Origin of the sequence: Arcobacter sp. CECT 8983 (genome assembly GCF_004118855.1) — a bacterium.
Classification (GTDB): domain Bacteria; phylum Campylobacterota; class Campylobacteria; order Campylobacterales; family Arcobacteraceae; genus Halarcobacter.
On sequence record NZ_PDKF01000008.1, the window covers coordinates 334,437 to 359,438 of the forward strand.

The following is a 25,002-nucleotide window of genomic DNA, read 5'->3' on the forward strand; positions in this document are numbered from 1 at the left end:
TAGTAAACTTTATATTGGTAAAATTATAAAGAATTTTGCACCTACATAAGTTTTCTCATTGAAAGTTATATTTTCATTTTTTACAAGTATCTCTCCTGAAAAATGTTCTTTAATAATCTTTGCACTCATGTATAAACCTATTCCTGTACCTTGACTTTTGTGTTTCGTAGTAAAATATGGGTCAAATATTTTATCAATAATATCATCATTGATGCCACCTGCATTATCTTGTATAGTGATAATTATTTTGTCATCTTCTTTTAAGAATCTTACTTCTATTACTTTTTCTTCAATATTATTTTCATTTAAGATATCTTTTGAATTGTTAAAAATATTTATAAAAACTTGATTTAATTCATTTATTACACCATCTACTATTAAGTCACTATCAGCTTTAATTATATTTAGTTCAATATGATTATTTTTTAAAGATGCCAAGACTATATCAAGAGCTTTATTTAGGGAAGTTTCAATACTAAAATATTCTCTTTTACTACTATCATCACTTATATAATCTCTAAAATCATCAATTGTATTACTTAAGTAGTTTGCATATTTCATTACACTATCTGAGGTTCTTTCTATCTCATTTTCTTCTATAAGATTTAACTCTTTTCTTAGTTTTAAACTACTCATTTGAACAGTAATAGCATTTAAAGGTTGTCTCCATTGGTGAGCAATATTATTAAGCATTTCTCCAATTATTGCCATTCTTGATTGATGTTTTAAAAGAATATCTTGTTCATGATTTTTTTCTATTTGAGATTTTAATTTATCAAATAACTTCTTTTCTTTTTTATTTAGATGTTTTAAATCTATTATATTTTTTTCTATATTTTTTGCCATAAGATTAAAAGATTCTTGTAATTCGAAAGTTTCTTTACTATCTCCTAGATTTATTCTTTGAGAATAGTCTCCATGGGCAATTGCATCTGCACTTTGGGTAAGTTTGACTAAGTTTTTAATAATCCATTTACTTACAGTTATAAGTAAAATTGCCGATAAGATTAGTTCTATTAATGCAATAATAATGCTTCTAGTAATCATCTCTTTTTTTGCTTGAATATAAAATTTCGTGGAAAGACCTAAATAAACTTTACCTAAAGATTGAGAAAATAAGCTTATTGGAATATGTGTATCAAATCTTTCATCTTTTAGTGAATCTTCACTAAAAGGATTTATCTCTTTTTGTGGTAAATTTGAACAATCACTCCATCCTATAGTAGAGATACAATTATTTTGATTATCAACAACAACTAAATAATCAATTGTTGAGATTTTTTTAGTCTCTTTTAGGATTGCATTAATTGTTGCATAATCCATTTGAACAAGAGGTGCTACTAAGGCACTTCTTAATAATATTTTTTGTTCATCTAATCTTATATTTGTTTGAGTGGATAGGTTATCTTCTAGTTGTTCTACATTTTTTATTACCATAAGTGTGAGCATTAAACTCTCAATTAATAAACTAGCAATTACCCATTTCCAAGATAGAGATAATCTCATTTATTTATATAACCTTTTCATCGTTTCATCTACTATTGAGTCTAGATTATTTAGATCATTTTCTTCTATTTTTTTAAACCCTTCTAGTTTTGTAATTTCTAAGTGCCTTTTACCTTCTTTAGATTTAGAAAATGCTTCTAATGCTACTTCCCATTCTTTTAAAGTGATATTATCTGTATCTTTTGCTAAATATATTCTACTTGGCTTTGGTTCACTTTGATATATTATATGTACTAAGTCTTTATTCTTTTTTACTATAAGTTTTATGTAGTTTGGTAAAGACATAATTATCATATCTGCGTTGTTATTCAAAAGTATAGATATAGAACTATCTGTTGCACTTGTATAAGTATATTTTATTTTCTCCCCTTCTTTAAAACCTTTTTTTGCTAGCCAATCTTGTGCATCTAATGTTGGGAAAGAGACGGGATCTAAGCCAATTACATGAAGTGGAAGTTTTTTACTTTTTAAAATATCTTTATTAGTTGCTAAAAGAATTGTAGAAAGACCTTTTTTATAAGTCATTAAAGGTGTATATCCAGCAAGTCTTTGAGCAAGAACTGCTAAATTTGGTGAAGTTAAAATTAAATCATAATAAGTTCCCTTATTTGAACGTTTTGTAAATTCACTAAAGTTTTTAGCAGTTAAAATATTAACAGGTCTTTTAAAATAGTTTTCTAAAAAAAGTTTTAGGTCTTGATGGGATTGTAAAATAACTCTAGTAGAAGAGTGTGGAGCAATACCAATTTTAATTGGATTATCTTTTCCATAACAAAGGCTTAATATAAAAAAGGTTGATAAAAGTAATAGTTTTAGTTTCATATTATTCTTCACTTATAAAGTATAATGTTATTATAACAAATAATATTAATATAATTTATTAAGCAACTATTTAAAAATGAAATATTTTATCAATGAAGTATATTGCAAAATAGTTTCTTTTAAAGTACAATACCACAAAATATAACATTGGAGTTATTAAATTAAAAAATACAAAAAACAAAATAGTCTTAAGTTAATTTTTCTATTTCTATTTTTATTATCTTTTCAAATTTTAATATATTTTATTTATATAAAACCTATAATCATAAAATGGGGTTCATCTAATAAAGAGTTTTCTATGCAAATGCTTGGAGATAATAAATCTTTACCTATAACATCTACAAGAGCTATTACAATAAATGCCTCAAAAAATACTGTATGGCAATTACTCATGCAGTTAGGTGCAAAAAAACAAGGATTTTATAGTTATGACTTTTTAGAAGAGAATCTAAAAAGTAAAGAAAAAAATGCAGATTTAAAAATAGGTGATATTATTCATGGTTCATCAAAAGAAGATGGTAGATTAAGTTCTTATAATTTTAAGGTTTTAGATATTGATCCTAAAGATGCAATTGTTTTAGAAAATTGGGGAACTTTTTTACTTAAAAGTAAAAATAAAGATCAAACACGTTTAATTATTCGAACTCAAGAAATAAAAAGTACAAATCTATTGACAGCTTTTAAAAATGAATTGATTATACCTTTTCATTTTATCATGGAAAGAAGGATGATGTTAGGTATTAAAATGGAAGCAGAACAAAACAAAAGTCCAATCTTATCTTTTAACAAAGATTTACTTTGGTTAGCAGGTGTTGTACTTTCTTCTTTTCTTATTTTATTAATTTTTATTGTTTTAAATAGTACTTTTTATAAAATATTAATTAGTTCTGCTCTTGGTACTATATGGTTAGTTATTGTTTTTTTATTTAATCCTGTACCTATGTATATTGTAGTTTTTTTATTAGCATGTTTCTATTTACTTATAAAAATTAATAGGATTAACTCATAGCTTTATTATGAAAGATTTACCAATATATGATGTTTTAGATGACATCAAACAAACAATAAATCAAAACTCAACACTTATACTACAAGCACCTCCAGGAGCTGGGAAAAGTACAGTTATACCTATTTCTTTACTAAAGGAGGTTTGGCTTGAAGATAGAATGATAATCATTTTAGAACCAAGACGAGTAGCTGCAAGAATGGTAGCCCAACAAATGGCAAAGCTACTAGGGGAAGAAGTAGGGCAAACTGTTGGTTATCAAGTTAGGATGGATAGTTGCAAATCAAAGCAAACTAAACTTCTAGTTGTAACAGAAGCAATACTTGTGCGAAAACTACAAAGTGACCAAGCTTTAGAAGATGTAGGCTTAATCATCTTTGATGAGTTCCATGAAAGAAGTATTCATACTGATTTATCCCTTGCTTTATCCTTGCAAGTACAAGAGTTAATAAGAGAAGATTTAAAACTTCTTATCATGTCTGCAACTTTAAACTCAAAAGAACTAACTAAACTATTAGGTGAAGATATTCCTGTTGTAAGCTCAAAGGGTAAAACTTATGAAGTAGAAGAGGTGTTTTTAGATGCAAGTATCAAGCAACCTGATTTTAAAACCATAAATACTGTTTTATTAAATACTGTACAAAAAGCAGTAAATGAAGATGAAGGAGATATCTTAGTTTTTTTATCAGGAGCTAAAGAAATAAATAGTTTACAAGAGCTTTTAAATGAAAAACTAAAAGATAGAGAAATAGAAATATTACCTTTATATTCAAGTTTGAGTAAAGACAAACAAGATACAGCTATATTAAAATCAAAATCAAATAAAAGAAAAATCATCCTTTCAACAAATATAGCTCAAACCTCTTTAACAATAGAGGGTGTGAAAGTAGTAATAGATACAGGCTTAGAAAAACAATCCTTTTATAACTATTCAAATGCAATGAACCATTTAGAACAAGTTTTTATCTCACAAGACTCAGCTACTCAAAGAGCAGGGCGAGCAGGAAGACTAAGTAATGGAAAGTGCTATAAACTTTGGCATAAAAGTAAGATATTGCAAGATTCAAGTAAACCTGAGATACTAAGAACTGATTTGAGTTCATTTTTACTTGAAGTTGCTCTTTGGGGTGAAGATATAAGTGAGCTAAAACTATTAGATACTCCTTCAAAAGAAGTTTTAGATAGTACAAGAATAGTTTTACAAGAACTAAAGATGTTAGATGAGAAAAATGAGATAACAACTATAGGTAAAAAAGCACTTGCTTTAGGAATCCATCCTAGGTTTGCATATATGATACTAAAAGCAAATAATTTAGGCTTTGCCTATGAAGCTTGCCTTTTAGCCTCACTTTTAGTTGAAAAAGATATTTTTAAAAGCAGTTTCCAAGATACAAATATATATTCAAGATTTGTACACTTGTATGAAAATGATATAGATATCTCTTTTATAAATAAACATAGAGCAAAAAATATTTTAGCAGGGGCAAAATTTCTGTTTAGCAAGTTAAAAGTAGTACAGAGTATAGAAAAGCCAAATAAAAAAATAGATGAGCAGATTGTAGCTGTTTTAACTCTTTTTGCTTACCCAGATAGACTTGCCAAGCAAAGAGGCAAAAATGATAATAGATACAAACTAAGTAATGGTAAGGGAGCTATTTTAAATATTGAAGATATACTATTTAATGAAAGCTTTTTAGTAACCCCAAGTCTAAATGCAAAGAACAAAGACTCATATATAAGTTTTGCATCAAGAATATCATTAGATACTATTTTAAAAGAGTTTGAAGATGATATAAATATAAAAAAAAGTATCACCTATAATAAAGAGAATAAAAAGTTTGATATAAAAGAGCAATACTTCTTTTATGAGTTAGAACTCTTTTTTAAACCTATAAGTGATGAAAACCAAGACTTCTCAAGCTTACTTTGTGAACTTGTGCAAAAAGAAGGGTTAGAGCTTTTAACTTGGAGTAAGAAAGCAGAAGCCTTAAGACAAAGAGTAAATTTTATAAATGAAAATAGTGATTTAGAATTTCCAAGTTTCAAAGAAGAGGATTTAAAAGAAAATGTTTTTGATTGGTTAAAGCCTTATTTACATGATATCAAAACAGTAAAAGAGTTACAGACTTTAGATACATATTCAATATTACTTGGATACATTCCTTGGGATAAACAACAGCTTTTAGATACTCTTGCCCCAACTCATATAAAAGTGCCTAGTGGTTCAAATATTAAAATAGATTATAACAATAGTACAACACCAATTTTAGCAGTAAAAATACAAGAGATGTTTGGTATGCATGAAACACCAAAAATACTTAACAATAAAATAGCTCTGCAAGTTCATCTTTTAAGTCCTGCATTAAGACCTATTCAAATAACTTATGATTTAAAAAGCTTTTGGGAAAATTCATATGCTGAGGTTAAAAAAGAGTTGTTTTCAAAATATAAAAAACACTATTGGCCTGATAATCCTTTTGAAGCAATTGCTACAAATAAAACTAAAAAGAATATGAAGGATAAACTATCTTAGAATTTTTGCAAACAATTATTGAGTCACTAAATGTGATGAGTACTTATGAAGCTATAGCCATGCTTTTAGCAATAGCTTATATACTACTTGCTGTAAGACAAAGCCTTTGGTGTTGGACTGCTGCATTTATATCAACACTTATTTATACAATATTATTTTTTGATGTCTCTTTACTTATGGATTCAGCTTTAAATGCATATTATCTTATCATGGCAGTTTATGGTTGGTACTCGTGGAAATATGGTGGAAAACTACAAGAGCAAGAGCTTGAAGTAACTAGTTTTAGTTTAATAAAAAATATAAAAATCATATTTGTATTAACTTTGATATCATTAGCTTTTGGTTATGTGATGGCAAATTATACAAATGCAGATTTTGCATATATTGACTCTTTTACAACTGTATTTGCAATATTTACAACATACATGCTTGCAAAGAAAATATTAGAAAACTGGATTTATTGGATAGTAATTGATGTAGTTTCTATTTATATCTATATTCAAAAAGGACTTAATCTTACGGCTATTTTATTTGTGATTTATACAATTCTAGCCTTTGTGGCTTTTAAAAAGTGGAAAGAAGAGTATGACAAAAAAGCAACTAAAACAATATAATATATTTAAAAATGAAAAGCTTTTAAGCCTTAAACTACTTAAAACTCAAGGTTTTTGTAATATAAACTATCTATTAAAAACTTCAAAGAAGAAATACTTAGTAAGAGTCTTTAAAAATGATGATACTGTAAATATTAGTAGAGAGTTTGAGTTTAAAGTTCAAAAAAAAGCTTTTAATAAAGGTATTGCCGCAAAGCCAATATTTTTGGATAGCAATAAAACCTTTATGGTATGTGAGTATTTAAAAGGAAAACATAAAAAAAGTATCAATATCCAAGAAATAAAACGTCTAGCAAAGATGATTAAAAAAATACACAGAATAAAAAGCAATATAAATTCATATGATTTAAAAAAAACATTAAATCATTACAAAAAAAATCTTAACACTAAAGAAGCACGAAAAAGTATAAGTATTTGTAAAAAAGAACTAAAGAACTTGAAAAAGTATAAAAAGACATTAGTGACTACTCATCATGATTTAAATCCTAGAAATATACTTTTTCATAAAAATAGTATTAAATTTATTGATTGGGAATATGCAGGAGTTAATGACAGTTTTTTTGATTTGGCAACTTTATGTTTTGAGTACAAACTAAATAAAAAAGAACAAAATATCTTATTAAAGAGTTATCAAAAAACTGCAAATAAAATTGATATACAAAAACTTCATTCTTATATAAAAATATATAAACATATTTGCAAGTTATGGTTTATAAATTTAAAAAAAGCTAATAAATAGTTAATCTAACTTTATTTAATAACTAAATATGACATAAAAATCTTATTTAAGAATAAATATGTGACAATAAAAAGGGAGATAAGTTAGGTGTTAGAACAATCAAAAGAAACTATGTGGTCATAAGAAAGGATAAGTAATGATACATGAATCTAAAGAAAACAGCAAAAGTCTAAGTAAAAGGTTAAAAAGAAGAGAGTTTTTTAAAAGTATAGCTTTTCTTGGTTTAGTAACTTTTTCAACAACTAAACTTCATGCAAAAGGTTCTAAGTCTCAGTTTAAGTATCAAGATACTCCAAAAAATGGTCAAGCCTGTAAAGATTGTATACATTTTGAAGCTGAAACAAATACCTGTAAAGTTGTAAAAGGCTCAATTGATGCTAATGGTTGGTGTACTTTATATACAAACCCTAAAAAATAATTTTTAAACTAAAAAAAAGATATAGACTAAATATCTATATCTTTTTGCTTACTAATTAAATATATTTAAAATCTTTTTTATATATTTTCTATACAATTGCGTTCATAAAGGAATTTAATGTCAAATGAACGTAACTCTTTATCTATAGACAAGGGTGCTTTATTTATGCTTCTAAGCTCGTTTTTTGGAGCACTTAATGGAGCAGTAGCAAAGATACTTTCAGATTCTATGGATCCTATAGAAGTGGTTTTTTATAGAAATTTACTTGGTGGATTAATAGTTTTATATAGTTTACAAAGAGTAAAAGTATCTTTTTCTCTTTCAAAAATTCATCTACTTTTTTTAAGAGGATTATTTGGTGGAACTGCAATGGTACTATTTTTTTATACTATTGCTACAATTCCTTTAGGTGAGGCAGTTGTTTTAAACAAAACTTCTCCTTTTTTTGTAACTATCCTTGCATATTATCTTATGAAAGAAAAAGTGAATCTTCCTACCTTTATTGCTCTTATTTTAGGTTTTATAGGAGTGGTTTTTATAATAAAACCTTTTGGTATAGAAATATCAATAGACCATATATTTGGTGTATTAAGTGGATTTTTTTCAGCAGCTGCATATGCAACTATTAAAAAAATTAAAGATATATATGATGCAAGAATAATTATGCTTTCATTTATGACAGTTGGAATGCTTATTCCTTTGGGATTATTTTTATTTACTCCTTATGTACAATTTAAAATACATACAGATCCTTTTATTTGGGCATTAATTGGATTTATGGCAATTATATCTACAGGTTCACAATGGTTTTTAACTAAAGCTTATAGTTTGAGCAAAGCTAGTATTATTGGCGTTGTTAGTTATACGAATATTCCCTTTGCATTAGGGTTTGGTATTATGTTAGGAGATAAATTTCCTGACTCTTTTACTTTTGTAGGTATTGTTTTGATTGTTGTTGGAGGGGTTTTAGTAAGTAAGAAGTAGTTTCTATAAAGTAGCAAAAGCTACTTTATAGTATGGTATTATAAAACAGTAACGTTTTCTGCTTGAAGACCTTTATCAGATTCTCCAATTTCAAAAGATACTTCTTGACCTTCTTCTAAAGAAACTCTTCCATATCCTGGGTTATTGATTTGTCTATAGTGTACAAATACGTCTTTTCCACCATCTTTTTGTTCGATAAAACCGAAACCTTTTTCACTGTTGAACCATTTTACTGTTCCATTTACTAATGTTGCCATTGTAATTCCTTAATTGTTAAATTTTGCCAAAAATTGGCCTTTAAAAGTATAATATGAGACTCTCTATAGGTGGATTGTACTGTATAACGAAGGGCTATCAATAAAACGCATACTAAAGATGTAACTCGAACCATCTTTTTAATTATAAGCATTATACTCTATTTTTCTCTTATTTAATCTTAAAATAAAATTTATTTTCAATATAATGATGATAGAATTTAAATTAAAAAGAAAAAAATGTTTAAAACTGACGATTATTGGGAAGAAGAGTTTAATGAATATAAATCAAAAAAGATATATAAAATCTATTTTGATAATTGTATATTTACAAAATGTGACTTTTCTAAAGCACTTATTCATTCTTGTAAGTTTACTGAATGTACTTTTATAAATTGTGATTTATCTTTAGTTACTTTAAAATCATCTACTTTTAATGATGTGAAATTTGAAAACTCAAAACTTATAGGTATTTCATGGAGTTCTTGTGATGAACCTTTTGATGTTAGCTTTGATTCTTGTAATATATCTCAAAACTCTTTTCATCTTTTAGATTTAAGAAAAATATTGTTTAAAGATTCTATTATAAAGGATACAGGCTTTGAAGAGTGTAATTTAGAAAATTCTATTTTCGATAATTGTGATTTAGAGCTTTCTTCTTTTATAAGTAATAGTTTAGTAAAAGCAAATTTTGAGACATCAAGAAACTACTTTATAGATCCTAAATCAAATGATTTAAAAGATGCAAGTTTTACTTTACCTGAGGCACTTAGCTTTTTGTCTTTACTTCCAATTAAAATTAAATAAATTTAGATAAAATAATCTAAATAAAAACAAAGGCTAAAGTTATGAAAAAAGCTATTAAAATATCTGAAAACAAAAACTATAGTGCAGTTGATTTAGGGAATTTAAACAAACTTATGGAGTATTCTTTAATTCATCCTATAAACAAACAAGAAATTGAAGGAAAAGTATTTTTAAAGGATTCTACAAAATCAAGTGGTACTGAGATATCTTTTAATTCTTTGCCTGCAAATACAGCTCAGCCGTATTTTCATATTCATAATAAAAATGAAGAGACATATATTATTTTAAAAGGACATGGTTTTTTTCAAGTAGATGATGACTGTTTTGAAATAAAAGAGGGGAGTACAATTAGAGTTGCACCTAAAGGTGTAAGAGGTATAAAAAATTCTTCTGATGATATTATGATTTATTTAGTAGTTCAATCAAAAGAAAACTCTTTGGAAGAACATACTACAGCTGATGGAACAAGAGTTCCTTACGAAGCAAAATGGAACTAAGTAAAAATTATTTAGTACTTTAGAACTTAATATTTTATACAGTCATTTGAACTTCTTTCAATTTCTCTTTTGTATTGATTAGGTGTTTGATTAAACCATTTCTTAAAACTTCTAAAAAAAGAGTTTGTTTCTTTATAACATAAGTAAATAGAAATTGTAGTTGTATCAAGTCCCTTTTTTAAATAGTATAAGCAAAGTTTCTTTCTAATATCTTCAACTATATAAGAGTAGCTTATGTTCTCTTTTTTTAATCTCTTTTGTAAAACTCTTGGGTGTAAATCAAGTTTCTTAGAAATATTTTCTAAAGATATATCAAGTTCCATAATATAAGAAAAAACAAGTGCAGAGACTTTTGTTTCATAGCTTTCTTTGCTTAGATTTAAATCTAGTAGTCGTTCTACTTCTTTTTTATAGTATTCAAATTCATTTTTATTTGATGAAATTAGATTAATATTTTCAATATCTTTATCAAAATATATTGCATTTTCATCTTGTGAAAAGTTGACTTTTATATTTGAAATATACTTTGTATTAAATAGTTTATTTTGCATTAGGTTTATATATATTGGAACTATCTCTTTAGAACTTAAGTTATTAAGTAAGTGTAAAAAAGCAAACAGATGAATAAATGTTTTGTTGTGTTCAATATTTAAAATACCTTCTTCTTTTGAGTTTGAATAAATACTTAACTTATAGTATTCATTAGTTTCCAAAAGTGTAGGTTTTATACTATTTCCTATTAGACAATAGTACGTGCTAAGAAGTTTTAAACTATGAGCTATAGATGATGAGTTTAATACTAAGTATCCTAAAACTCCTAAATCTTTTGGTTTTGCCTGTTTTGATAGTTCTATCAAAATTTCATAACTTTTATATTCTTGAATACAAAAATCTAATAAATCATTAACCTCTTTGATATCTATTTTATTTAGATTATTTTCTTTTATATATTTATCTTTATCAAAATTGTATTTTGATTCTAACAAATTTGATGTTAGGTTAAAAAGCATTAAAGGAAAGTTTGCATTCAAAAAGTGCCTTTGTTCGTGAAATGATATAAACTATATTTAGTTTTGATTGTACAATAAAAAAATTAAACAAAAAGGATTTAAAATGCATTATTATGAGTTTATAAAGGCATTTCATTTAATCAGTATTATCATTTGGTTTTCAAGTAGTATTTACCTACTAAAAACTCTTTTTTTTCATAAGAGCCTACTTGAGATAAAAGACTTGCACCTAATAAAAAAGTTAGAACAAAAAGAGATTTTTATTTATAGATATATTTCATCTTTGTCTTTTATTTTTGCTGTAATATTTGGGATTGTATTGATTGTTCAAAATAGTGCTTTATTGCAAAGTGGATATTGGATATATACAAAATTCTTTTTTATCTCTTTACTTGCGATAGCTCACCACTATATTCGTGTTTTTATGGATAAGCTATTTTTTACAAAGTTAAAGGCTTTTGAGTATTTGATTCTTTTTATTGTACTAATTTTATCGATAGTGATATTTCTAACTATTACTAAGCTTTTTTAAAAATCATTTTATAGTTTTTATAGAAGTTTACATTTTCCATTAAAAGTAGGGCAATTATACCCATAATCCAGTATAAAAGCCAAAGGGAAATCATACCTTCAAAACTACCTTCACTAAAGTAATCAACTACTTGAAAGATAAGAAAAAACATAACAATAGATTTAAAAGATAGATTAGAGTTTTTATTAAAATCTACTAATTCATAGTTTTTTAGTTTTATTTTAAAAAATATAAAAATAGCAGCTAGAGGAATAATAGCAAGAAGATATAAATACTCTTTTTTTATTAGTTCTAATGTTTTTTCTTCACCAAATACAAAAAAATATGTGCAAAGAATTCCTATAAGTGCAAGGGGAAAAAGTATTTTTGGGTTATTCAATTTTAGTGTCCTATTTTTTATTTGGAATTTTATCTAAAACTAGATAAATAATTTTATGTCATAAAAACCTTATTATGCTAAGATATCTTTTTTATTTATGAAGGAAAATATTATATGAAAGAAAAGATATATTTAATTCCTGGTCTTATGACAGATGTTAGATTATGGAGTAAGTTAAAACCTTATTTAGATAAAAAATATGAATTAATACACCTACCAATACCATATAGTGAAGACTTTGATGAAATTAATAAGATATTAGATAAACAAATTGAAGATGAAAAAATCAACTTATTAGGTTTTTCTTTAGGTGGTTATATAGCTTCATATTATGCAGTTAGTTTCCCAAAAAAAGTAAAAAGGCTATTTTTATTAAGTTCAACTCCTAGTGCAACAGAACAAAAAGATGTTCCACGAAGAGAAAAAAAACTAGAAGAAGCAAGAGTTGGTAAATTTACTTCTTTAGATGAAAAAAAAGCAATTGATCTTTTAGAAATAAAAGATGATGAAGAGTTGGTTGATATTGTATGCAATATGTTTAACGAGCTTGGAAATGAAGCTTTTGCTCCTCAACTAGCCTTGACATTAAAAAGAGAAGAGTTATTTGAAAAGTTAAATAAACTTGATATTCCAACATATCTTTTCTATAGTTCAGAAGATAGGTTATTAAACCATACCTCTATAAAAGCATTAAAAGAAATGGAACATGATTTTTATATAAATAATAGAGTAGGTACAAGCCATAATATCTCTTTGGAAGTTCCAGAAGAGTTAATCATTCATATAGAAAAGTGGATGAAAATTTAAAAAGGAAATAATAGATGACATTCTATGATTTTGGTTTAAAAGAACCAATAAACAAAGCTCTTGAAAATATGGGTTTAAAAAAGCCAACACAAATACAAGAAAAAGTAATACCTTTAGTTTTAGAAAAACTTGATGTTATGGCTAAAGCACAAACAGGAAGTGGAAAAACAGCAAGTTTTGTTCTTCCTATTTTAGAAAACTTTTTAAATAATCAATATGAAGGTAAAGCTAAAGTAAGAACTTTAGTTCTTGCACCTACTAGAGAACTAGCACTTCAAGTATCAAAAACTTTTGAAGATTTAAGTAAATATATTAAAAAAAGACCTAAGGTTGTAACACTTATTGGTGGAGATGATATTTCTCAACAACTTTTAGATGTACAGCAAGGAAGAGATATCGTTGTAGCAACTCCTGGAAGATTACTTGATATTATTTCTAAAAAGCAGATTAACTTGTCTTTTGTAGAGTATTTAGTTCTTGATGAAGCAGATAAGATGCTTGATTTAGGTTTTCAAGAAGAGTTAGATTTACTATTAGAACAAATTCCTACACAAAGACAAAACTTACTTTTTTCTGCAACTTACCCTGAAAAAGTATTAGAAATCGCTTCAAAGATTACAAAAGAAGCAAAAGAGGTTTTCTTAGAAGAGAAAGAGACTGTTGAACTTATAAATCAACGAGCAATAAAAGTAAATAGTGAAAATAGGTCAGCTCTTTTAAGACACTTACTTAAAAAAGAGAAGTTTGAAAAAGTATTAGTTTTTATGGCTACAAATAGAGCAGCAGATAATTTAGCAGCAAAATTTAGAAAATATGGCTTTAATGCAGAGTCTTTTCATGGACATTTAGACCAAGAAGAGAGAAATTATACTTTAGAGGATTTTAAAAACAAGCAGATTGATATCCTTTTTTCTTCTGATATAGCAGCAAGAGGATTACATATTGATGATATTTCTTGTGTTGTAAACTATGATTTACCTAGATCTCCTGCTGATTATGTTCATAGAATAGGAAGAACTGCAAGAGCTGGTAAAACTGGAACTGCAATATCTTTTTTGACTTTAGAAAACTATGAGCATTTTAAACTTATAGAAAAGCGTTCAAATATCAATCTTGAAAAAGAAGAGATTGAAGGTTTTGAACTAAAAGGTACTCCTTTAAACAAAAAAAAGGGTGAAGCACCTGTAAAGGGAAAAAGAAAAAGTAAAAAAGATAAATTAAGAGAAGCTAGAGCTAAGAAAGAGAATTTTTAATCTTCTCTCTTAGTTTCTAGCAAGTACTTCTATTAAGTGATATCCAAACTCTGTTTTAATAGGACCTACCACTTTATTTAGTGGAGTTTTTTTAGTGAAAACTACTTCATCAAACTCTTTTACCATATCACCTTTAAAGAAACTTCCTAAAAAACCTTTTCTTTTTCCTGTTGGGCATTTAGAGTACTTTTTTGCAGCTTTTTCAAATATAATATCACCTTCTATTAGTTCTTCTTTTATTTTTTGTGCAAGTTTTTTGTTTCTAACTAATATATGCCTAGCTGTTGCAGATGCCATATAAGTACTCCTTTGTTTTATGGAATTTTAACATAAAGAGCTTATGTCTAATCCTTTTTTATAAAGTGCAAAGATATTAATCGTTCTAAAACATCAATAACTTCTTTATCATCACTTAATGATTCAACAATACAATGAATACAAGCTTGGTATTCATCAAAGCCTTTTTTTATAAGTTTAGCTGCATATACTAAAAGTCTTGTGGATACTGCTTCTTGTATATCTGTATCAGTTAACTCTCTTATCTCATTTGCAATATTTACAAGTTTTGTAGCTGTTTTCTCATCAATACTACTCTCTTTTATAATAATTTGTTTCTCTTCTTCTTTTTTAGGATAATCAAAACTTAAAGAGATAAATCTTTGTTTTGTACTTGGTTTCATTCCTTTTAGGATGTTTTGATAACCAGGATTATAAGAGACAACTAACATAAAATCAGGATGCGCTTCTATTGTTTCACCTGTTCTATCTAAAGGAAGTACTCTTCTGTAATCTGCAAGAGAGTGTAAGATAACAGTTGTATCTTTTCTTGCTTCAATTATCTCATCAAGGTAACAAATTCCTCCATATCTAACTGCTTTTGTAAGAGGTCCATCTTGCCAATATGTACCATTTTCAGAGATTAGATGTCTTCCTAATAAATCAGAAGAAGTTAAATCATCGTGGCAAACAACAGTATAAACTTCTCTATTTAGTTTTTCTCCCATTGCTTCAATAAATCTTGTTTTTCCACAACCCGTTGGACCTTTAATTAGTACGGGTAAGCTCATCTTTTCAGCAGCTAAAAAAAGTTGTGTTTCATTGTTTTGTTCTAAATAGTAAATATCCTTAGACATTTTAATCCTTTGTTAAATTCATATATATTTCTGGCAAAATTTTTGGAAGTTTTTTTACATTTCTAATTACGGTAAAACCAGTTCTTCCAAAAAGGTAAGTAAGGTAGCTTTTTGCTTCTAAATCAATAGTTATGCAAAATGGTACAATTCCCTTTGCTTTTACTTCATTGATGGCTTTTTTAGTATCTTCTATGCCATATCTTCCATCATATTTATCCACATCATTTGGTTTACCATCACTTATTATTAGAAGTAATCTATTCTTTGTTTTTTGAGTTTCTAGTATTTTTGTAGATTGTCTTATTGCTGCCCCTAATCTTGTGTAGTATCCAGGTTTTATGTAATTAATTCTTCCTCTTATAGTATCGCTATACTTTTCTTGGAAGTTTTTGATTAAATGAAATTTTACATCTTTGTTTTTCAATGATGAGAAGGCATATATGCTAAAGTTATCTTGCAGTCTTTCTAATGCTTCAGCAAATACAATAAGTCCATCTTTTATCATATCTATTACTCTAAGTTCTGAACTAATACCAGCTTCTGTTGATAATGAAGTATCAGCAAGAATCAGGGTACTCATATCTCTTGTATTTTTTTGAAAGCTTTCAAAAAAGTTTTGCTTATCTACGCTTTTATCTTTTGAACTTTTGTAATCAATCCATGTATTTAGATTTATTTCATCACCATTATCAAGATTAGTTCTTTTTATCTTATCTAATTGCATTAAATCTAGTTCATGCTGAACTTGATTTGTTATCTTTTTCAGTCTTGTAGGAAGTTTTATAGCTTTTATATTTTTTGTAAATATTGGATTTATATTAACAAAATTGTCTAAATATTTTTGTTTTTTATAATCCCATTCATCTAATGAAAAGTTGGATTTTATAGGATACTCTTCAATTGCATCGTTTTCAATATCTAAATCCATTTTTATTCTTGCATTTAGATTTGCTTTTTTTCTTCCGATTGTTATTTCATCTAAATCCTGTGCATTGAATAGGGCATTTTCATCAAAACTATCATCTTCACTTCTATCAACATTTACTCTTTCTAAAATACTCATTAGTCCTTCAGGTAAAAATACCAAAAGTCCATCAGTTTTTGATTTATCATCAATTTTCTCAACCTTTTTTTTCATAAGTAAGGTTTCGGTTTTATCTTTTTGTTCTTTATTTCTATAAGGTTCATCTTCTTCAAATTTTTCAATAGTTTTTTTCATTTTTAAAGAAGGGTAAACCCACATGTAAAATGGTTGTATTTCTAAAATATTTTTAGAACTATTTTCATCTAACTTTTTTATAAATTCTAGTTCTTTGTATTGTTCAAAGATTTCATTTGAACAGTTGTTATAAAAATCTTGAAAACCTTCATATTTAGATAATAGATATTTTGTTGTTTTAATATTACAAGAGATGATGTTTTTTTTATTTACATCTATATTACTCATCATTGCAATAAGCCAAAAATATAGAAGTTGATTTGATTTTTCATCTTTAAAGTATGAAATAGAAGGAGGGAGGTAAAGAGCCTCTTCATCTTGCCATGGAAGATAAAACTCTTTTCCTACTCCAGAAATCTTTTCGCTTAGATTTCTTCTTTTTTTTAAAATGGAACGTTTATCAGTTATATAAAGTTCTTTTGTTTTATCACCTCCTAAAAGGTGATAAAAAATTCTTAATGCTTTTTTATTGTCTTCAAAGAAAACCGTTTGTTCTTCAAAGTTTTTTCTTGCTTTTTTAGTAATATATTTATCCCAAACTTTTCCGATATACTCTTCCATTTTTCTTCTTTTAAGCTGTTGCTTCTTTTGGTTCTTTTATAAAGAAACTATATAAATAAGTTAAAAGTCCAATTACAGTCATAACTCCAAATAAAAGTCTTACTTTATATACAGGAATTAGATGCTCTTGTGTTGACATAAAGTTTAGAGCTTCTCCTGATTCAGGCCATCTTTGAAGAACAATTTGCCAAACTCCTGCAACTGTTAAGGCAAGAGTTAAACCTAACATTCCTATAACCATTAGCCAAAAAGATACTCTTTCAACTTTTTGTGCTTTTAAAGAATTACCTTTTAATCTACCTCTCATTATAGGCATTGCATAAGAGATTATTGTAAATGCAATCATTATATAAGCACCAAAAAATGCTAAGTGACCGTGAGCAGCTGTTAATTGAGTACCATGTGTATAGTAGTTTACAGGAGCTAATGTATGAATAAATCCCCAAACTCCAGCACCTAAGAAAGCAATTACAGCAGTTCCTTTTGCCCATGTAAGAGCTATTTTATTTTCATGGAAAACTCTTCTTTGTTTCTCCATTGCAAAGGCATATAAAACCATTAAGAAAAATGGTAATGGTTCAACAGCTGAAGCAATAGAACCTAACCATAACCAATAATCAGGTGTACCAATATAGAAGAAGTGATGTCCTGTACCTATGATTCCTGATACTAAAGTCATTGCAATAATTAGATATAACCATTTATCGATATGTTCTCTATCTACACCTGTTACTTTAATTAGAACAAAAGATAAAATAGCACCAAGAATTAACTCCCAAACACCTTCAACCCACAAGTGAACAACAAACCACCAGAAGAACTTGTCTTCAGCAAGATTTGCAGGAAGGTAAAATGCAAATAAAAATAAACCTGCTAGCCCTAAAAGACCTGTTAATAAAACTACTGTAATAACTGTTTTTCTACCTTTTAATACTGTCATTGCAATATTAAAGACAAAAGAAACAGCAACAATTACAATTCCTATTTTTATAATAGTAGGTTGTTCTAAAAACTCTCTTCCCATAGTAGGAAATAGGTGATTATATGTAATTTCTGTTAATGTTGCATAGGGAACTAATAAATATCCAAGTATTGTAATTACACCTGCAACTGCAAATACCCAAAAGGTAATAATTGCAAGTTTTGGACTCCATAATTCTCTTTCTGATTCTTCTGGTACTAAATAGTATGCAGCTCCCATAAAAGCAAAAAGAATCAATACAATTAATAAATTTGTATGTACCATTCTTACAACATTAAAAGGAATTAGAGGAAATAAAAAATCTCCATTTATATACTGTAATCCTAAAACTAAACCAAAAAGCATTTCTCCTGCTAAAAGTAGTAGTGCAAAAATAAAATATGGTTTTGCAACCATTTGTGAACTATATTTCATCTGTATTATCCTTCAATATTTGGTGGCCATTCATTATCATCAATCTTTGATGTCCAGATTAGAAAATTTGCTAAATCTTCAATCTCTTTATCAGAAAGATTAAATTGAGGCATTTTTCTTCTATTTTCTATATCTAAAGGTTGTGAAGCCATCCATGAACTAAGGTATGTTTTAAAAGTTTCTTCATCTTTTAATCCTCTTCTATCAAATACATTTGCAAGTTCGGGTGCATAATAAGCACCTTCTCCCATAATTGTATGGCAACCAACACAGTTGTATTTTTCCCATACATGTTTACCATCAGCTACTGATTGTGTAAGTTTATCTTCGTTTGTAAGCTCAGGAAACTTCTTTACTGTATCAACTGTAAGTCCTACAAAGAGTAGTATAAAAAACAAACTTCCACCAAAGTAAATATTACGAGCCATATTTTTCGTAATTTTTTCAGTCATTCTAACTCCTTTTTAAATTCTACCTTGAGGTAGTATTTTGGAATATTATCATTGAATATTTAAATTCTACCTTAAAGTAGAATTTAAATTATTTTTAATTAATGGTTTAATGTAAAATCATGTAAAATGATAAAAGTAAAGGGAATAAATGCAATTACACAACACAACAAAATATGCCATACGAATATTATGCTATATAGCTGATAATGGAAATGAAAAACTATATAATGCAAAAGAGTTATCAGAGATATTAGGTATTCCTTATAAATTTTTAACAAAAATAATGATTGAGTTAGTAAATGCAAAATTTGTTAATTCTATAAAAGGTAGAGAAGGGGGATATGAACTAATAGCAGATCCTTCAAAAACTAGTATAAAAGATATTTTGGAAACATTTAAAGACTTAGAAGAAGATACTACATGTATTTTAGGTATAGGTCAATGTGACTGTAACAATAAGTGTGCATTACATGATAAATGGGTTGAACCAAGAGCTTTAATTAGAAAAATGTATGAAAATACTACCTTAGAAGATATTAAAGATAAAGATTTTAAGTTATAATATAAAGTATTATTAATCAAATAGGAGTTTATTATGAAAAAACTTTTTATTTTTGCAACTCTTTTATTAGCAACTATCCTATTTTCTAAGACTAATACTTTTAGCTATAAGTTAGATGAGATAGCTTCTAATCTTGGAAAAGTATGGGGAATGACTTTTTTAAATGAAAAAGAAATTTTGTTTACTGAACTAAATGGTAAAATAGGAATATTAAATTTAGAAAAGAAAACTATTAGATATCTACTTAATACCCCAACTGTTTATCATAGAGGACAAGGTGGTCTTTTAGATGTAAAAAAAAGTCCAAACTATGAGAAAGATAAAACTTTATATTTTACATATGTTAAAGAGATAAAGAATAAAGGGGTTACTACTTTAGCAAAAGTAAAATTTGTAGATAAAAAATTTCAACAATGGAAAGATTTACTTATAACAAAATCATCAAGTGATACCTCAAGGCATTTTGGTAGTAGAATAACTTTTGATGAAGATGGACATTTATATTTTAGTATAGGAGATAGAGGTGTAAGACCTAATGGGCAAGATTTAACAACCCATGCAGGAACAATTATAAGATTAAATCTTGATGGAACTATCCCTAAAGATAATCCTTTTGTAGAAAATCCAAATGCTTTAGATGAAATATATTCCTATGGTCATAGAAATATTCAAGGCTTATTTTATGATAAAAAGACAAAAAGGTTATGGGCGATTGAGCATGGACCAAGAGGTGGAGATGAAATAAACTTAATAGAAAAAGGTAAGAACTATGGTTGGCCTATTATTTCTTATGGTAAAGAGTATTGGGCTCCGCTTTCTGTAGGGGAAGGAACTCATAAAGCAGGTATGGAACAACCTAGAAAATATTATATTCCTTCTATTGCACCAAGTTCTTTAATTGTCTATTCTGGAAAAAAATTTAAAGACTTAGAAGGAAAATTATTATCTGGAGCACTTAAACTTACACATCTAAATATAATAACTATGAATGATAATGCAGAGTTTGTAGAAGAGAATAGACTCTTTGAAAACTTACATCAAAGAATAAGAAATATTATTGAAGGACCAAAGGGAGAAATTGTACTATCTTCTGATAGTGGAAAGATCTTTCTTTTAAGGAATTAGTTTCATAGAGTGAAACTAAGTAAAATTAATATATTTTACATATATGTTATTAACTCAAGTTGTATTAGTATTTTTTAACTTAATTAAGGAGTGAACAATGTCAAAAAAAATTTTAGTTTTAGCCGGTGATTTTGTAGAAGATTATGAGTTAATGGTCCCTTTTCAAGCACTGTTAATGTTAGGTCACACTGTAGATGTAGTTTGTCCAGATAAAAAAGAAGGAGAGCAGATTAAAACTGCAATTCATGATTTTGAAGGTGATCAAACATATACAGAAAAGCCAGGACATAATTTTACATTAAATGCAACATTTGATGAGATTGATGAAACTACATATGATGCACTTGTAGTTCCAGGTGGAAGAGCTCCTGAATATATTAGACTTAACCAAAGAGTACTAGATATTGTAAAAGATTTTAGTAATAAAAATAAACCAATTGCTTCTGTTTGCCATGGTATTCAAGTTTTAGTAGCTGCTGATGTAGTTAAAGATAAAACTTGTTCTTGTTATCCAGCTTGCGCACCTGATTTAGAAATGAAAGGTGGAACTTGGATAGATATTGGCTTTGAAGATGCTCATGTAGATGGAAACTTTGTTACAGCTGCTGCTTGGCCTGCACATCCAGCTTGGCTTGCAAAATTTAATGAACTTTTATAAAACTTGTGCAAAACTATTAACTTAGTTTTGCATAAGGACTTAAATGTCAACTCAATTACAATCTTTAACAAAAGGTTTACAAGTTTATAAAGAGATAATAAACTATGGAAAACCTATTTTAGCTTCAACTCTTTGTGAAAGATTAGATATAAATAAAAGTACTATGTCTAGAATTTTACAAACATTAAAAGATGAAAACTATATTTCTTATTTAGAATATTCAAATGAGATTATTCCAAAATCTTTAGAAAATAAAACTACTCAAAAAACAAAAATACAAATTTTAGTAGAAAAAACGAAACCTATTCTAGAAAATATTTATGAACTTACAAAAGAGTGTGCTTATTTTGGAGTTTTTGATGATTATAAAGTTTTATATGTAAATCAAATCGATAAATCAAATAGAAAAGTAAAAACAAGAAATAATATAGGTCTTCAAGCTCCACTACATACTAATGCTTTAGGTAAATCAATACTTGCTTTTGGAAATTATGACTTAGAGCTTATAAAGCTTAATCAATATACGCATAATACAATTACTGATATTAGCTTTTTAGAACAAGTAATCGAAGAAGTAAAAGAAAATGGTTACTCAATTGATAATAGTGAATATCAAGATAATATGTCTTGTGTAGCAGTTCCTTTGTTCAATCATGAAAATATATTAATTGGTGCAGTGGGTATTTCTGGTACTAAAGAGAGATTATCTATAGAAAAACTTAACTCTTTAGGAAAAGAAATATCAAACCTAGTAGAAAATTATAAAATTATTTGTTAAAAAACAATTTCTTTTTTTGATACTTAACTAATTATTACCTAGGTCTAAATTTAAGTAAATCATCTAAATAGTTTTCATAATTGTATTTATAAGTAGTTAGTTTTATTCTTATTGTTAAATCTTCTCTTGTGTCAAAACTTACATCAATAGTGTATGAAGGTTTTAGAAATGGTGTAGTGTTATATTTTGATCTTAAAGATAATACTGTTTCTCTTAATGTCTTAAAATCTACATCTTCAATGGTATTAATATATTCAACAAGTTCTTCTTTTGTTTTTTCTACATATTTTTCTACATCATAGTCACTACTTACTGTATATTTAAATTCAACATAGTCTAAATCTGTAATTACTTTATGAATAATCTCTTTTTCATTTAAAACTTTATTTTCTAAAGATAGAAGTTGACCTGTCATCTCATTTTTATAAATAGTTTTAAATAGATTTACCTTTGATATTTTACAAACTTCATTTGGTTTTTCTTTAAAATAAAACTCCATTCCTTCATAAATAGTTGTTAAAATAGAAGACTTATATGCTAATCCTAAAAAGATATTATTTAATTGCTCTTTTATTGAAAATAGAAGAATTAATATAAGTGCAGATAAAACAGGAATTACAACTGCAAGGTTGTTATTAGAGATAATTAAAAAGGAAATAAGCAAATATATAGCTATGTACAGTTTTGAAAGGTTTTGTCTTTTTAGATTTAGATTTGCTTCAAGGTTTATTCTTTTTAATTCTATTTGTGTTTTATTTATTTTACTCTTGTGATATCTATTTAAAGCAATAATATTTACAATATAAACAATTAACATTGTAATTGTTAATAAAATAAGTCTGCTGTAATCAAAGTCATTTAATAAGTTAAGTAGGTTTTCTAAATCAGTAAACAGGTTTTTTAGCACATTCATTAATACATTTCCATATAAAATATTTTAAAAACGTATTATACAGTACTTTTTTTAATAAATGAAAAATATTAGAGATAAAAGAATAAAATTAAAAGCAGATTTAAATCTGCTTTTAATGGCTTTGTATGTTTTTAGGTGTACATTTTTTTGTAACAATGCATAAAGGACAAAAATCAACAAGCCCTGCAATTAAAGGAATAATTCCTAAGTAAAACCATGCAATACTTGTATAAAACCCAATACCTATCAGCACTATACCAATTAAAATTCTGAATTTTCTACAAAAATTTCTAAACTTATCAAATTTGTTCATTATAAGTTCCTTTTATATTTTTTTATAATTCTAACTTATTAAACTTAAATAAATTTTACTTATACTAACTAAATTACTTAAGATTATTTATTTTTTATTGCTATGTTTTATTGTTATAATATTTTAAATAATTTAAAAGAGGATGTTTATGAAGAATGAACAGATAAAAAAAGAGTTTGCGCAAGTTATTAGAAATGCAAAAATAGTAGCTGCGATTTTTTTCATATTATTAACTCCAAGTATAGTTATGATAGTAAAAGATGTTAATCAAGTATTTGGACAAGGACAAGATTTCTGGTTCCGTGCAGGTATTGCTGGTTTTGTAATATATATGGGATTTACTATATTTTTATGGAAATGTCCAAAGTGTAAAAAGTTTCCAGGTCGTGGGTGGTTTAGAAAAGAGTGTCAAAGTTGTGGGGCTGAACTTTCATAAAGGCATAATGCCTTTATGTTTTTAGTTCTTAATTCCTTTATTTACACCCTTGATAGTTATTTCTTTAAAATTAATATCTGATTGATAAACTAAAACTTCAACTCCATTTGAAGTTACTTCTTGAAAAATCTCATTATATTTTTTATCTATGTCTTTTGCAATTGTAAAAGGTAAGTTGTCTGTTCTTTGAATAACATAAAGCATAACTGCTCTATGACCTTCTTTTACCATATCTCTTAGCTCTTCTAAATGCTTTTGTCCTCTTGTTGTTTTTGCATCAGGAAAAGCAAGAGTCTCTCCTAAATTTAGACTTACACTTTTGATTTCAACAAAACATTTTTTATCGCTATCATTATTCCAAAGTAAAATATCAATTCTACTATTTTGATTTCCATACTTTTGTTCAGGTTTTAGATTATCATAACCTTGTAACTCTTTTATAGTTCCATTCTCAATAGCTTCTATGGCAATTTTATTTGCAACACCTGTATTTGTACAAATTAGATTTTCACCCATTTTTGTTAGTTCTAAAGTGTATTTCAATTTTCTTTTTGGATTATCATGGTGCGTAACCCAAACATCACAGTTTTCTTCAATACAAGAAGTCATGGCTCCACTATTTGGTACGTGAGCAGTTATTTCTTCCCCATTGTCTAAAATAATATCTGCTAAAAATCTTTTATATCTTTTTATAAGTTTTCCATGAATTAGTTCTTCAAATTTCACAAAAGACCTTTTTGTTTTTTGTATTTTATAGAACTTGGCTTATTTTTATATAAAATCTTTAATATATAAAAAGTAGCTATAATCTAATATGGAAAAAATAAAAAAAGTTTTTGTAGATGGTAGTGTTAATCCTCAAAGTAAAGTAGGTATTGGTGCATTTTATATTTGTGATGAGATAGAAAATTTTGATGAAAATAAAATCAAGATAAAAAAATTTGAAAATACTTCTTCTACTATATTAGAATTAGAGTGTTTACTTTGGGCTTTGAAAACTATTGATAGTAAAGATAAACTTCTTATTTATACTGATTGTCAAAATATCTTTTCTCTTTTGAATAGAGAGGAAAAACTTAAAAAAAGTAATTATTATACTTCAACAAATAAAATAATCAAAAATCATTTACTTTATGAAGAGTTTTTTACTTTAAATAAAAAATATGATTTAGAATTTATAAAAATTAAAGGTCATAAAAAAAGTTCATTAAAAGATGAGATTGATTTAATCTTCTCAAAAGTAGATAAAAAAGCCAGAAAAGAGCTTAGAAATATAACTTTAGATACAATTTAAA

At 26.8% G+C, this 25,002-nt stretch carries 30 protein-coding genes; 17 read left to right on the forward strand and 13 right to left on the reverse strand.

What is annotated here, in order from left to right; genetic code table 11:
• Nucleotides 1–9 precede the first annotated feature (9 nt).
• Together CRV01_RS10625 and CRV01_RS10630 are read right to left on the reverse strand one after the other, a co-directional pair.
• Complete coding sequence (locus CRV01_RS10625) at nt 10–1,506, reverse strand: ATP-binding protein (RefSeq protein ID WP_129008185.1); 1,497 nt, start codon at nt 1,504–1,506, stop codon at nt 10–12.
• A complete protein-coding gene (locus tag CRV01_RS10630; protein WP_129008186.1) occupies nt 1,507–2,328 on the reverse strand; it encodes a PhnD/SsuA/transferrin family substrate-binding protein in 822 nt (273 codons plus the stop codon).
• Between the two features lie 298 nt (nt 2,329–2,626).
• On the opposite strand from CRV01_RS10630, the gene CRV01_RS10635 reads away from it, so the two are divergent.
• The 6 genes from CRV01_RS10635 (at nt 2,627) to CRV01_RS10660 (ending at nt 8,622) form a co-directional block, all read left to right on the forward strand.
• Nucleotides 2,627–3,337, forward strand: coding sequence for a hypothetical protein (locus CRV01_RS10635; RefSeq protein WP_129008187.1), 711 nt, complete (start codon nt 2,627–2,629; stop codon nt 3,335–3,337).
• Nucleotides 3,338–3,344: 7 nt separating this feature from the next.
• Nucleotides 3,345–5,867 (forward strand): ATP-dependent helicase HrpB, encoded by a 2,523-nt coding sequence (hrpB, locus tag CRV01_RS10640; RefSeq protein ID WP_129008188.1) that lies wholly within the window; start codon nt 3,345–3,347, stop codon nt 5,865–5,867.
• 35 nt (nt 5,868–5,902) lie between these two features.
• Nucleotides 5,903–6,481 carry a nicotinamide riboside transporter PnuC gene (gene pnuC / locus CRV01_RS10645; protein ID WP_129008189.1) on the forward strand — a complete coding sequence of 193 codons (579 nt, stop codon included), beginning with the start codon at nt 5,903–5,905 and terminating at the stop codon, nt 6,479–6,481.
• Nucleotides 6,453–7,220, forward strand: coding sequence for a choline/ethanolamine kinase family protein (locus CRV01_RS10650; RefSeq protein WP_129008190.1), 768 nt, complete (start codon nt 6,453–6,455; stop codon nt 7,218–7,220). Before pnuC ends, CRV01_RS10650 begins: the two co-directional genes overlap by 29 nt.
• 136 nt (nt 7,221–7,356) lie before the next feature.
• Entirely contained in the window at nt 7,357–7,638 is a 282-nt protein-coding gene (locus CRV01_RS10655; protein WP_129008191.1) for a high-potential iron-sulfur protein, read from the forward strand.
• A 117-nt stretch (nt 7,639–7,755) separates the two neighbouring features.
• A complete protein-coding gene (locus CRV01_RS10660) occupies nt 7,756–8,622 on the forward strand; it encodes a DMT family transporter (protein ID WP_258238392.1) in 867 nt (288 codons plus the stop codon).
• Between the two features lie 38 nt (nt 8,623–8,660).
• On the opposite strand, the gene CRV01_RS10665 is transcribed toward CRV01_RS10660, so the two are convergent.
• Nucleotides 8,661–8,879: a cold-shock protein gene (locus tag CRV01_RS10665; protein WP_129008192.1), complete on the reverse strand. Its 219-nt coding sequence runs from the start codon at nt 8,877–8,879 to the stop codon at nt 8,661–8,663.
• A gap of 237 nt (nt 8,880–9,116) precedes the next feature.
• On the opposite strand from CRV01_RS10665, the gene CRV01_RS10670 reads away from it, so the two are divergent.
• Nucleotides 9,117–9,683, forward strand: coding sequence for a pentapeptide repeat-containing protein (locus CRV01_RS10670; RefSeq protein ID WP_129008193.1), 567 nt, complete (start codon nt 9,117–9,119; stop codon nt 9,681–9,683).
• Nucleotides 9,684–9,724: 41 nt separating this feature from the next.
• Nucleotides 9,725–10,180, forward strand: coding sequence for a cupin domain-containing protein (locus CRV01_RS10675; RefSeq protein WP_129008194.1), 456 nt, complete (start codon nt 9,725–9,727; stop codon nt 10,178–10,180).
• 26 nt (nt 10,181–10,206) lie between these two features.
• Here CRV01_RS10675 and CRV01_RS10680 read toward each other — a convergent pair whose 3' ends face one another.
• On the reverse strand, nt 10,207–11,211 hold the full coding sequence (locus CRV01_RS10680) for an AraC family transcriptional regulator (RefSeq protein ID WP_129008195.1): 1,005 nt from the start codon (nt 11,209–11,211) through the stop codon (nt 10,207–10,209).
• A gap of 82 nt (nt 11,212–11,293) precedes the next feature.
• On the opposite strand from CRV01_RS10680, the gene CRV01_RS13935 reads away from it, so the two are divergent.
• Nucleotides 11,294–11,722 (forward strand): CopD family protein, encoded by a 429-nt coding sequence (locus tag CRV01_RS13935; protein WP_129008196.1) that lies wholly within the window; start codon nt 11,294–11,296, stop codon nt 11,720–11,722.
• Here the strand turns inward: CRV01_RS13935 and CRV01_RS10690 are convergent.
• Nucleotides 11,709–12,101: a hypothetical protein gene (locus tag CRV01_RS10690; protein WP_129008197.1), complete on the reverse strand. Its 393-nt coding sequence runs from the start codon at nt 12,099–12,101 to the stop codon at nt 11,709–11,711. The genes CRV01_RS13935 and CRV01_RS10690 overlap by 14 nt on opposite strands.
• A gap of 114 nt (nt 12,102–12,215) precedes the next feature.
• On the opposite strand from CRV01_RS10690, the gene CRV01_RS10695 reads away from it, so the two are divergent.
• Together CRV01_RS10695 and CRV01_RS10700 are read left to right on the forward strand one after the other, a co-directional pair.
• Nucleotides 12,216–12,908, forward strand: a complete 693-nt coding sequence (locus CRV01_RS10695; protein WP_129008198.1) for an alpha/beta fold hydrolase — start codon at nt 12,216–12,218, stop codon at nt 12,906–12,908.
• A 14-nt stretch (nt 12,909–12,922) separates the two neighbouring features.
• Nucleotides 12,923–14,161 (forward strand): DEAD/DEAH box helicase, encoded by a 1,239-nt coding sequence (locus CRV01_RS10700; RefSeq protein ID WP_129008199.1) that lies wholly within the window; start codon nt 12,923–12,925, stop codon nt 14,159–14,161.
• Between the two features lie 9 nt (nt 14,162–14,170).
• On the opposite strand, the gene CRV01_RS10705 is transcribed toward CRV01_RS10700, so the two are convergent.
• The 5 genes from CRV01_RS10705 to CRV01_RS10725 are packed head-to-tail and all read right to left on the reverse strand — an operon-like array spanning nt 14,171 to nt 18,922.
• Nucleotides 14,171–14,458 carry a peptidylprolyl isomerase gene (locus CRV01_RS10705; protein ID WP_129008200.1) on the reverse strand — a complete coding sequence of 96 codons (288 nt, stop codon included), beginning with the start codon at nt 14,456–14,458 and terminating at the stop codon, nt 14,171–14,173.
• A gap of 47 nt (nt 14,459–14,505) precedes the next feature.
• Complete coding sequence (locus tag CRV01_RS10710) at nt 14,506–15,294, reverse strand: CbbQ/NirQ/NorQ/GpvN family protein (RefSeq protein ID WP_129008201.1); 789 nt, start codon at nt 15,292–15,294, stop codon at nt 14,506–14,508.
• Between the two features lies 1 nt (nt 15,295).
• Complete coding sequence (locus tag CRV01_RS10715) at nt 15,296–17,074, reverse strand: nitric oxide reductase activation protein NorD (RefSeq protein ID WP_129008202.1); 1,779 nt, start codon at nt 17,072–17,074, stop codon at nt 15,296–15,298.
• 10 nt (nt 17,075–17,084) lie between these two features.
• On the reverse strand, nt 17,085–18,470 hold the full coding sequence (locus CRV01_RS10720) for a cbb3-type cytochrome c oxidase subunit I (protein WP_129008203.1): 1,386 nt from the start codon (nt 18,468–18,470) through the stop codon (nt 17,085–17,087).
• Between the two features lie 5 nt (nt 18,471–18,475).
• On the reverse strand, nt 18,476–18,922 hold the full coding sequence (locus CRV01_RS10725) for a cytochrome c (RefSeq protein ID WP_129008204.1): 447 nt from the start codon (nt 18,920–18,922) through the stop codon (nt 18,476–18,478).
• A gap of 148 nt (nt 18,923–19,070) precedes the next feature.
• Here CRV01_RS10725 and CRV01_RS10730 point away from each other — a divergent pair, with 148 nt between their 5' ends.
• The 4 genes from CRV01_RS10730 (at nt 19,071) to CRV01_RS10745 (ending at nt 22,045) form a co-directional block, all read left to right on the forward strand.
• The gene (locus CRV01_RS10730; RefSeq protein WP_129008205.1) at nt 19,071–19,484 is read left to right on the forward strand and encodes an Rrf2 family transcriptional regulator; all 414 of its coding nucleotides are present in this window, start codon (nt 19,071–19,073) and stop codon (nt 19,482–19,484) included.
• Between the two features lie 33 nt (nt 19,485–19,517).
• On the forward strand, nt 19,518–20,609 hold the full coding sequence (locus tag CRV01_RS10735; RefSeq protein WP_129008206.1) for a PQQ-dependent sugar dehydrogenase: 1,092 nt from the start codon (nt 19,518–19,520) through the stop codon (nt 20,607–20,609).
• A 97-nt stretch (nt 20,610–20,706) separates the two neighbouring features.
• Nucleotides 20,707–21,267, forward strand: a complete 561-nt coding sequence (locus CRV01_RS10740; RefSeq protein WP_129008207.1) for a DJ-1/PfpI family protein — start codon at nt 20,707–20,709, stop codon at nt 21,265–21,267.
• A 43-nt stretch (nt 21,268–21,310) separates the two neighbouring features.
• On the forward strand, nt 21,311–22,045 hold the full coding sequence (locus CRV01_RS10745) for an IclR family transcriptional regulator (RefSeq protein WP_129008208.1): 735 nt from the start codon (nt 21,311–21,313) through the stop codon (nt 22,043–22,045).
• Nucleotides 22,046–22,079: 34 nt separating this feature from the next.
• Here the strand turns inward: CRV01_RS10745 and CRV01_RS10750 are convergent, their stop codons facing one another.
• Nucleotides 22,080–22,958: a hypothetical protein gene (locus tag CRV01_RS10750; RefSeq protein WP_129008209.1), complete on the reverse strand. Its 879-nt coding sequence runs from the start codon at nt 22,956–22,958 to the stop codon at nt 22,080–22,082.
• Nucleotides 22,959–23,070: 112 nt separating this feature from the next.
• A complete protein-coding gene (locus CRV01_RS10755; protein ID WP_129008210.1) occupies nt 23,071–23,271 on the reverse strand; it encodes a YgaP-like transmembrane domain in 201 nt (66 codons plus the stop codon).
• Nucleotides 23,272–23,419: 148 nt separating this feature from the next.
• Here CRV01_RS10755 and CRV01_RS10760 point away from each other — a divergent pair, with 148 nt between their 5' ends.
• Nucleotides 23,420–23,707 carry a hypothetical protein gene (locus tag CRV01_RS10760; RefSeq protein WP_129008211.1) on the forward strand — a complete coding sequence of 96 codons (288 nt, stop codon included), beginning with the start codon at nt 23,420–23,422 and terminating at the stop codon, nt 23,705–23,707.
• Nucleotides 23,708–23,728: 21 nt separating this feature from the next.
• Here the strand turns inward: CRV01_RS10760 and sfsA are convergent, their stop codons facing one another.
• Nucleotides 23,729–24,433 (reverse strand): DNA/RNA nuclease SfsA, encoded by a 705-nt coding sequence (sfsA, locus tag CRV01_RS10765; RefSeq protein WP_129008212.1) that lies wholly within the window; start codon nt 24,431–24,433, stop codon nt 23,729–23,731.
• 88 nt (nt 24,434–24,521) lie between these two features.
• On the opposite strand from sfsA, the gene CRV01_RS10770 reads away from it, so the two are divergent.
• Nucleotides 24,522–25,001: an RNase H family protein gene (locus CRV01_RS10770; protein ID WP_129008213.1), complete on the forward strand. Its 480-nt coding sequence runs from the start codon at nt 24,522–24,524 to the stop codon at nt 24,999–25,001.
• Nucleotide 25,002: the final 1 nt, after the last annotated feature.

Excerpts from the sequence above, each read along its gene's own strand:
- CRV01_RS10625 (WP_129008185.1), bottom strand. The coding sequence starts at position 1,506 with ATGAGATTATCTCTATCTTGGAAATGGGTAATTGCTAGTTTATTAATT.
- CRV01_RS10630 (WP_129008186.1), bottom strand. The coding sequence starts at position 2,328 with ATGAAACTAAAACTATTACTTTTATCAACCTTTTTTATATTAAGCCTT.
- CRV01_RS10635 (WP_129008187.1), top strand. The coding sequence starts at position 2,627 with ATGCAAATGCTTGGAGATAATAAATCTTTACCTATAACATCTACAAGA.
- hrpB (WP_129008188.1), top strand. The coding sequence starts at position 3,345 with ATGAAAGATTTACCAATATATGATGTTTTAGATGACATCAAACAAACA.
- pnuC (WP_129008189.1), top strand. The coding sequence starts at position 5,903 with ATGAGTACTTATGAAGCTATAGCCATGCTTTTAGCAATAGCTTATATA.
- CRV01_RS10650 (WP_129008190.1), top strand. The coding sequence starts at position 6,453 with ATGACAAAAAAGCAACTAAAACAATATAATATATTTAAAAATGAAAAG.
- CRV01_RS10655 (WP_129008191.1), top strand. The coding sequence starts at position 7,357 with ATGATACATGAATCTAAAGAAAACAGCAAAAGTCTAAGTAAAAGGTTA.
- CRV01_RS10660 (WP_258238392.1), top strand. The coding sequence starts at position 7,756 with ATGTCAAATGAACGTAACTCTTTATCTATAGACAAGGGTGCTTTATTT.
- CRV01_RS10665 (WP_129008192.1), bottom strand. The coding sequence starts at position 8,879 with ATGGCAACATTAGTAAATGGAACAGTAAAATGGTTCAACAGTGAAAAA.
- CRV01_RS10670 (WP_129008193.1), top strand. The coding sequence starts at position 9,117 with ATGTTTAAAACTGACGATTATTGGGAAGAAGAGTTTAATGAATATAAA.
- CRV01_RS10675 (WP_129008194.1), top strand. The coding sequence starts at position 9,725 with ATGAAAAAAGCTATTAAAATATCTGAAAACAAAAACTATAGTGCAGTT.
- CRV01_RS13935 (WP_129008196.1), top strand. The coding sequence starts at position 11,294 with ATGCATTATTATGAGTTTATAAAGGCATTTCATTTAATCAGTATTATC.
- CRV01_RS10695 (WP_129008198.1), top strand. The coding sequence starts at position 12,216 with ATGAAAGAAAAGATATATTTAATTCCTGGTCTTATGACAGATGTTAGA.
- CRV01_RS10700 (WP_129008199.1), top strand. The coding sequence starts at position 12,923 with ATGACATTCTATGATTTTGGTTTAAAAGAACCAATAAACAAAGCTCTT.
- CRV01_RS10705 (WP_129008200.1), bottom strand. The coding sequence starts at position 14,458 with ATGGCATCTGCAACAGCTAGGCATATATTAGTTAGAAACAAAAAACTT.
- CRV01_RS10710 (WP_129008201.1), bottom strand. The coding sequence starts at position 15,294 with ATGTCTAAGGATATTTACTATTTAGAACAAAACAATGAAACACAACTT.
- CRV01_RS10715 (WP_129008202.1), bottom strand. The coding sequence starts at position 17,074 with ATGGAAGAGTATATCGGAAAAGTTTGGGATAAATATATTACTAAAAAA.
- CRV01_RS10720 (WP_129008203.1), bottom strand. The coding sequence starts at position 18,470 with ATGAAATATAGTTCACAAATGGTTGCAAAACCATATTTTATTTTTGCA.
- CRV01_RS10725 (WP_129008204.1), bottom strand. The coding sequence starts at position 18,922 with ATGACTGAAAAAATTACGAAAAATATGGCTCGTAATATTTACTTTGGT.
- CRV01_RS10730 (WP_129008205.1), top strand. The coding sequence starts at position 19,071 with ATGCAATTACACAACACAACAAAATATGCCATACGAATATTATGCTAT.
- CRV01_RS10735 (WP_129008206.1), top strand. The coding sequence starts at position 19,518 with ATGAAAAAACTTTTTATTTTTGCAACTCTTTTATTAGCAACTATCCTA.
- CRV01_RS10740 (WP_129008207.1), top strand. The coding sequence starts at position 20,707 with ATGTCAAAAAAAATTTTAGTTTTAGCCGGTGATTTTGTAGAAGATTAT.
- CRV01_RS10745 (WP_129008208.1), top strand. The coding sequence starts at position 21,311 with ATGTCAACTCAATTACAATCTTTAACAAAAGGTTTACAAGTTTATAAA.
- CRV01_RS10750 (WP_129008209.1), bottom strand. The coding sequence starts at position 22,958 with ATGAATGTGCTAAAAAACCTGTTTACTGATTTAGAAAACCTACTTAAC.
- CRV01_RS10755 (WP_129008210.1), bottom strand. The coding sequence starts at position 23,271 with ATGAACAAATTTGATAAGTTTAGAAATTTTTGTAGAAAATTCAGAATT.
- CRV01_RS10760 (WP_129008211.1), top strand. The coding sequence starts at position 23,420 with ATGAAGAATGAACAGATAAAAAAAGAGTTTGCGCAAGTTATTAGAAAT.
- CRV01_RS10770 (WP_129008213.1), top strand. The coding sequence starts at position 24,522 with ATGGAAAAAATAAAAAAAGTTTTTGTAGATGGTAGTGTTAATCCTCAA.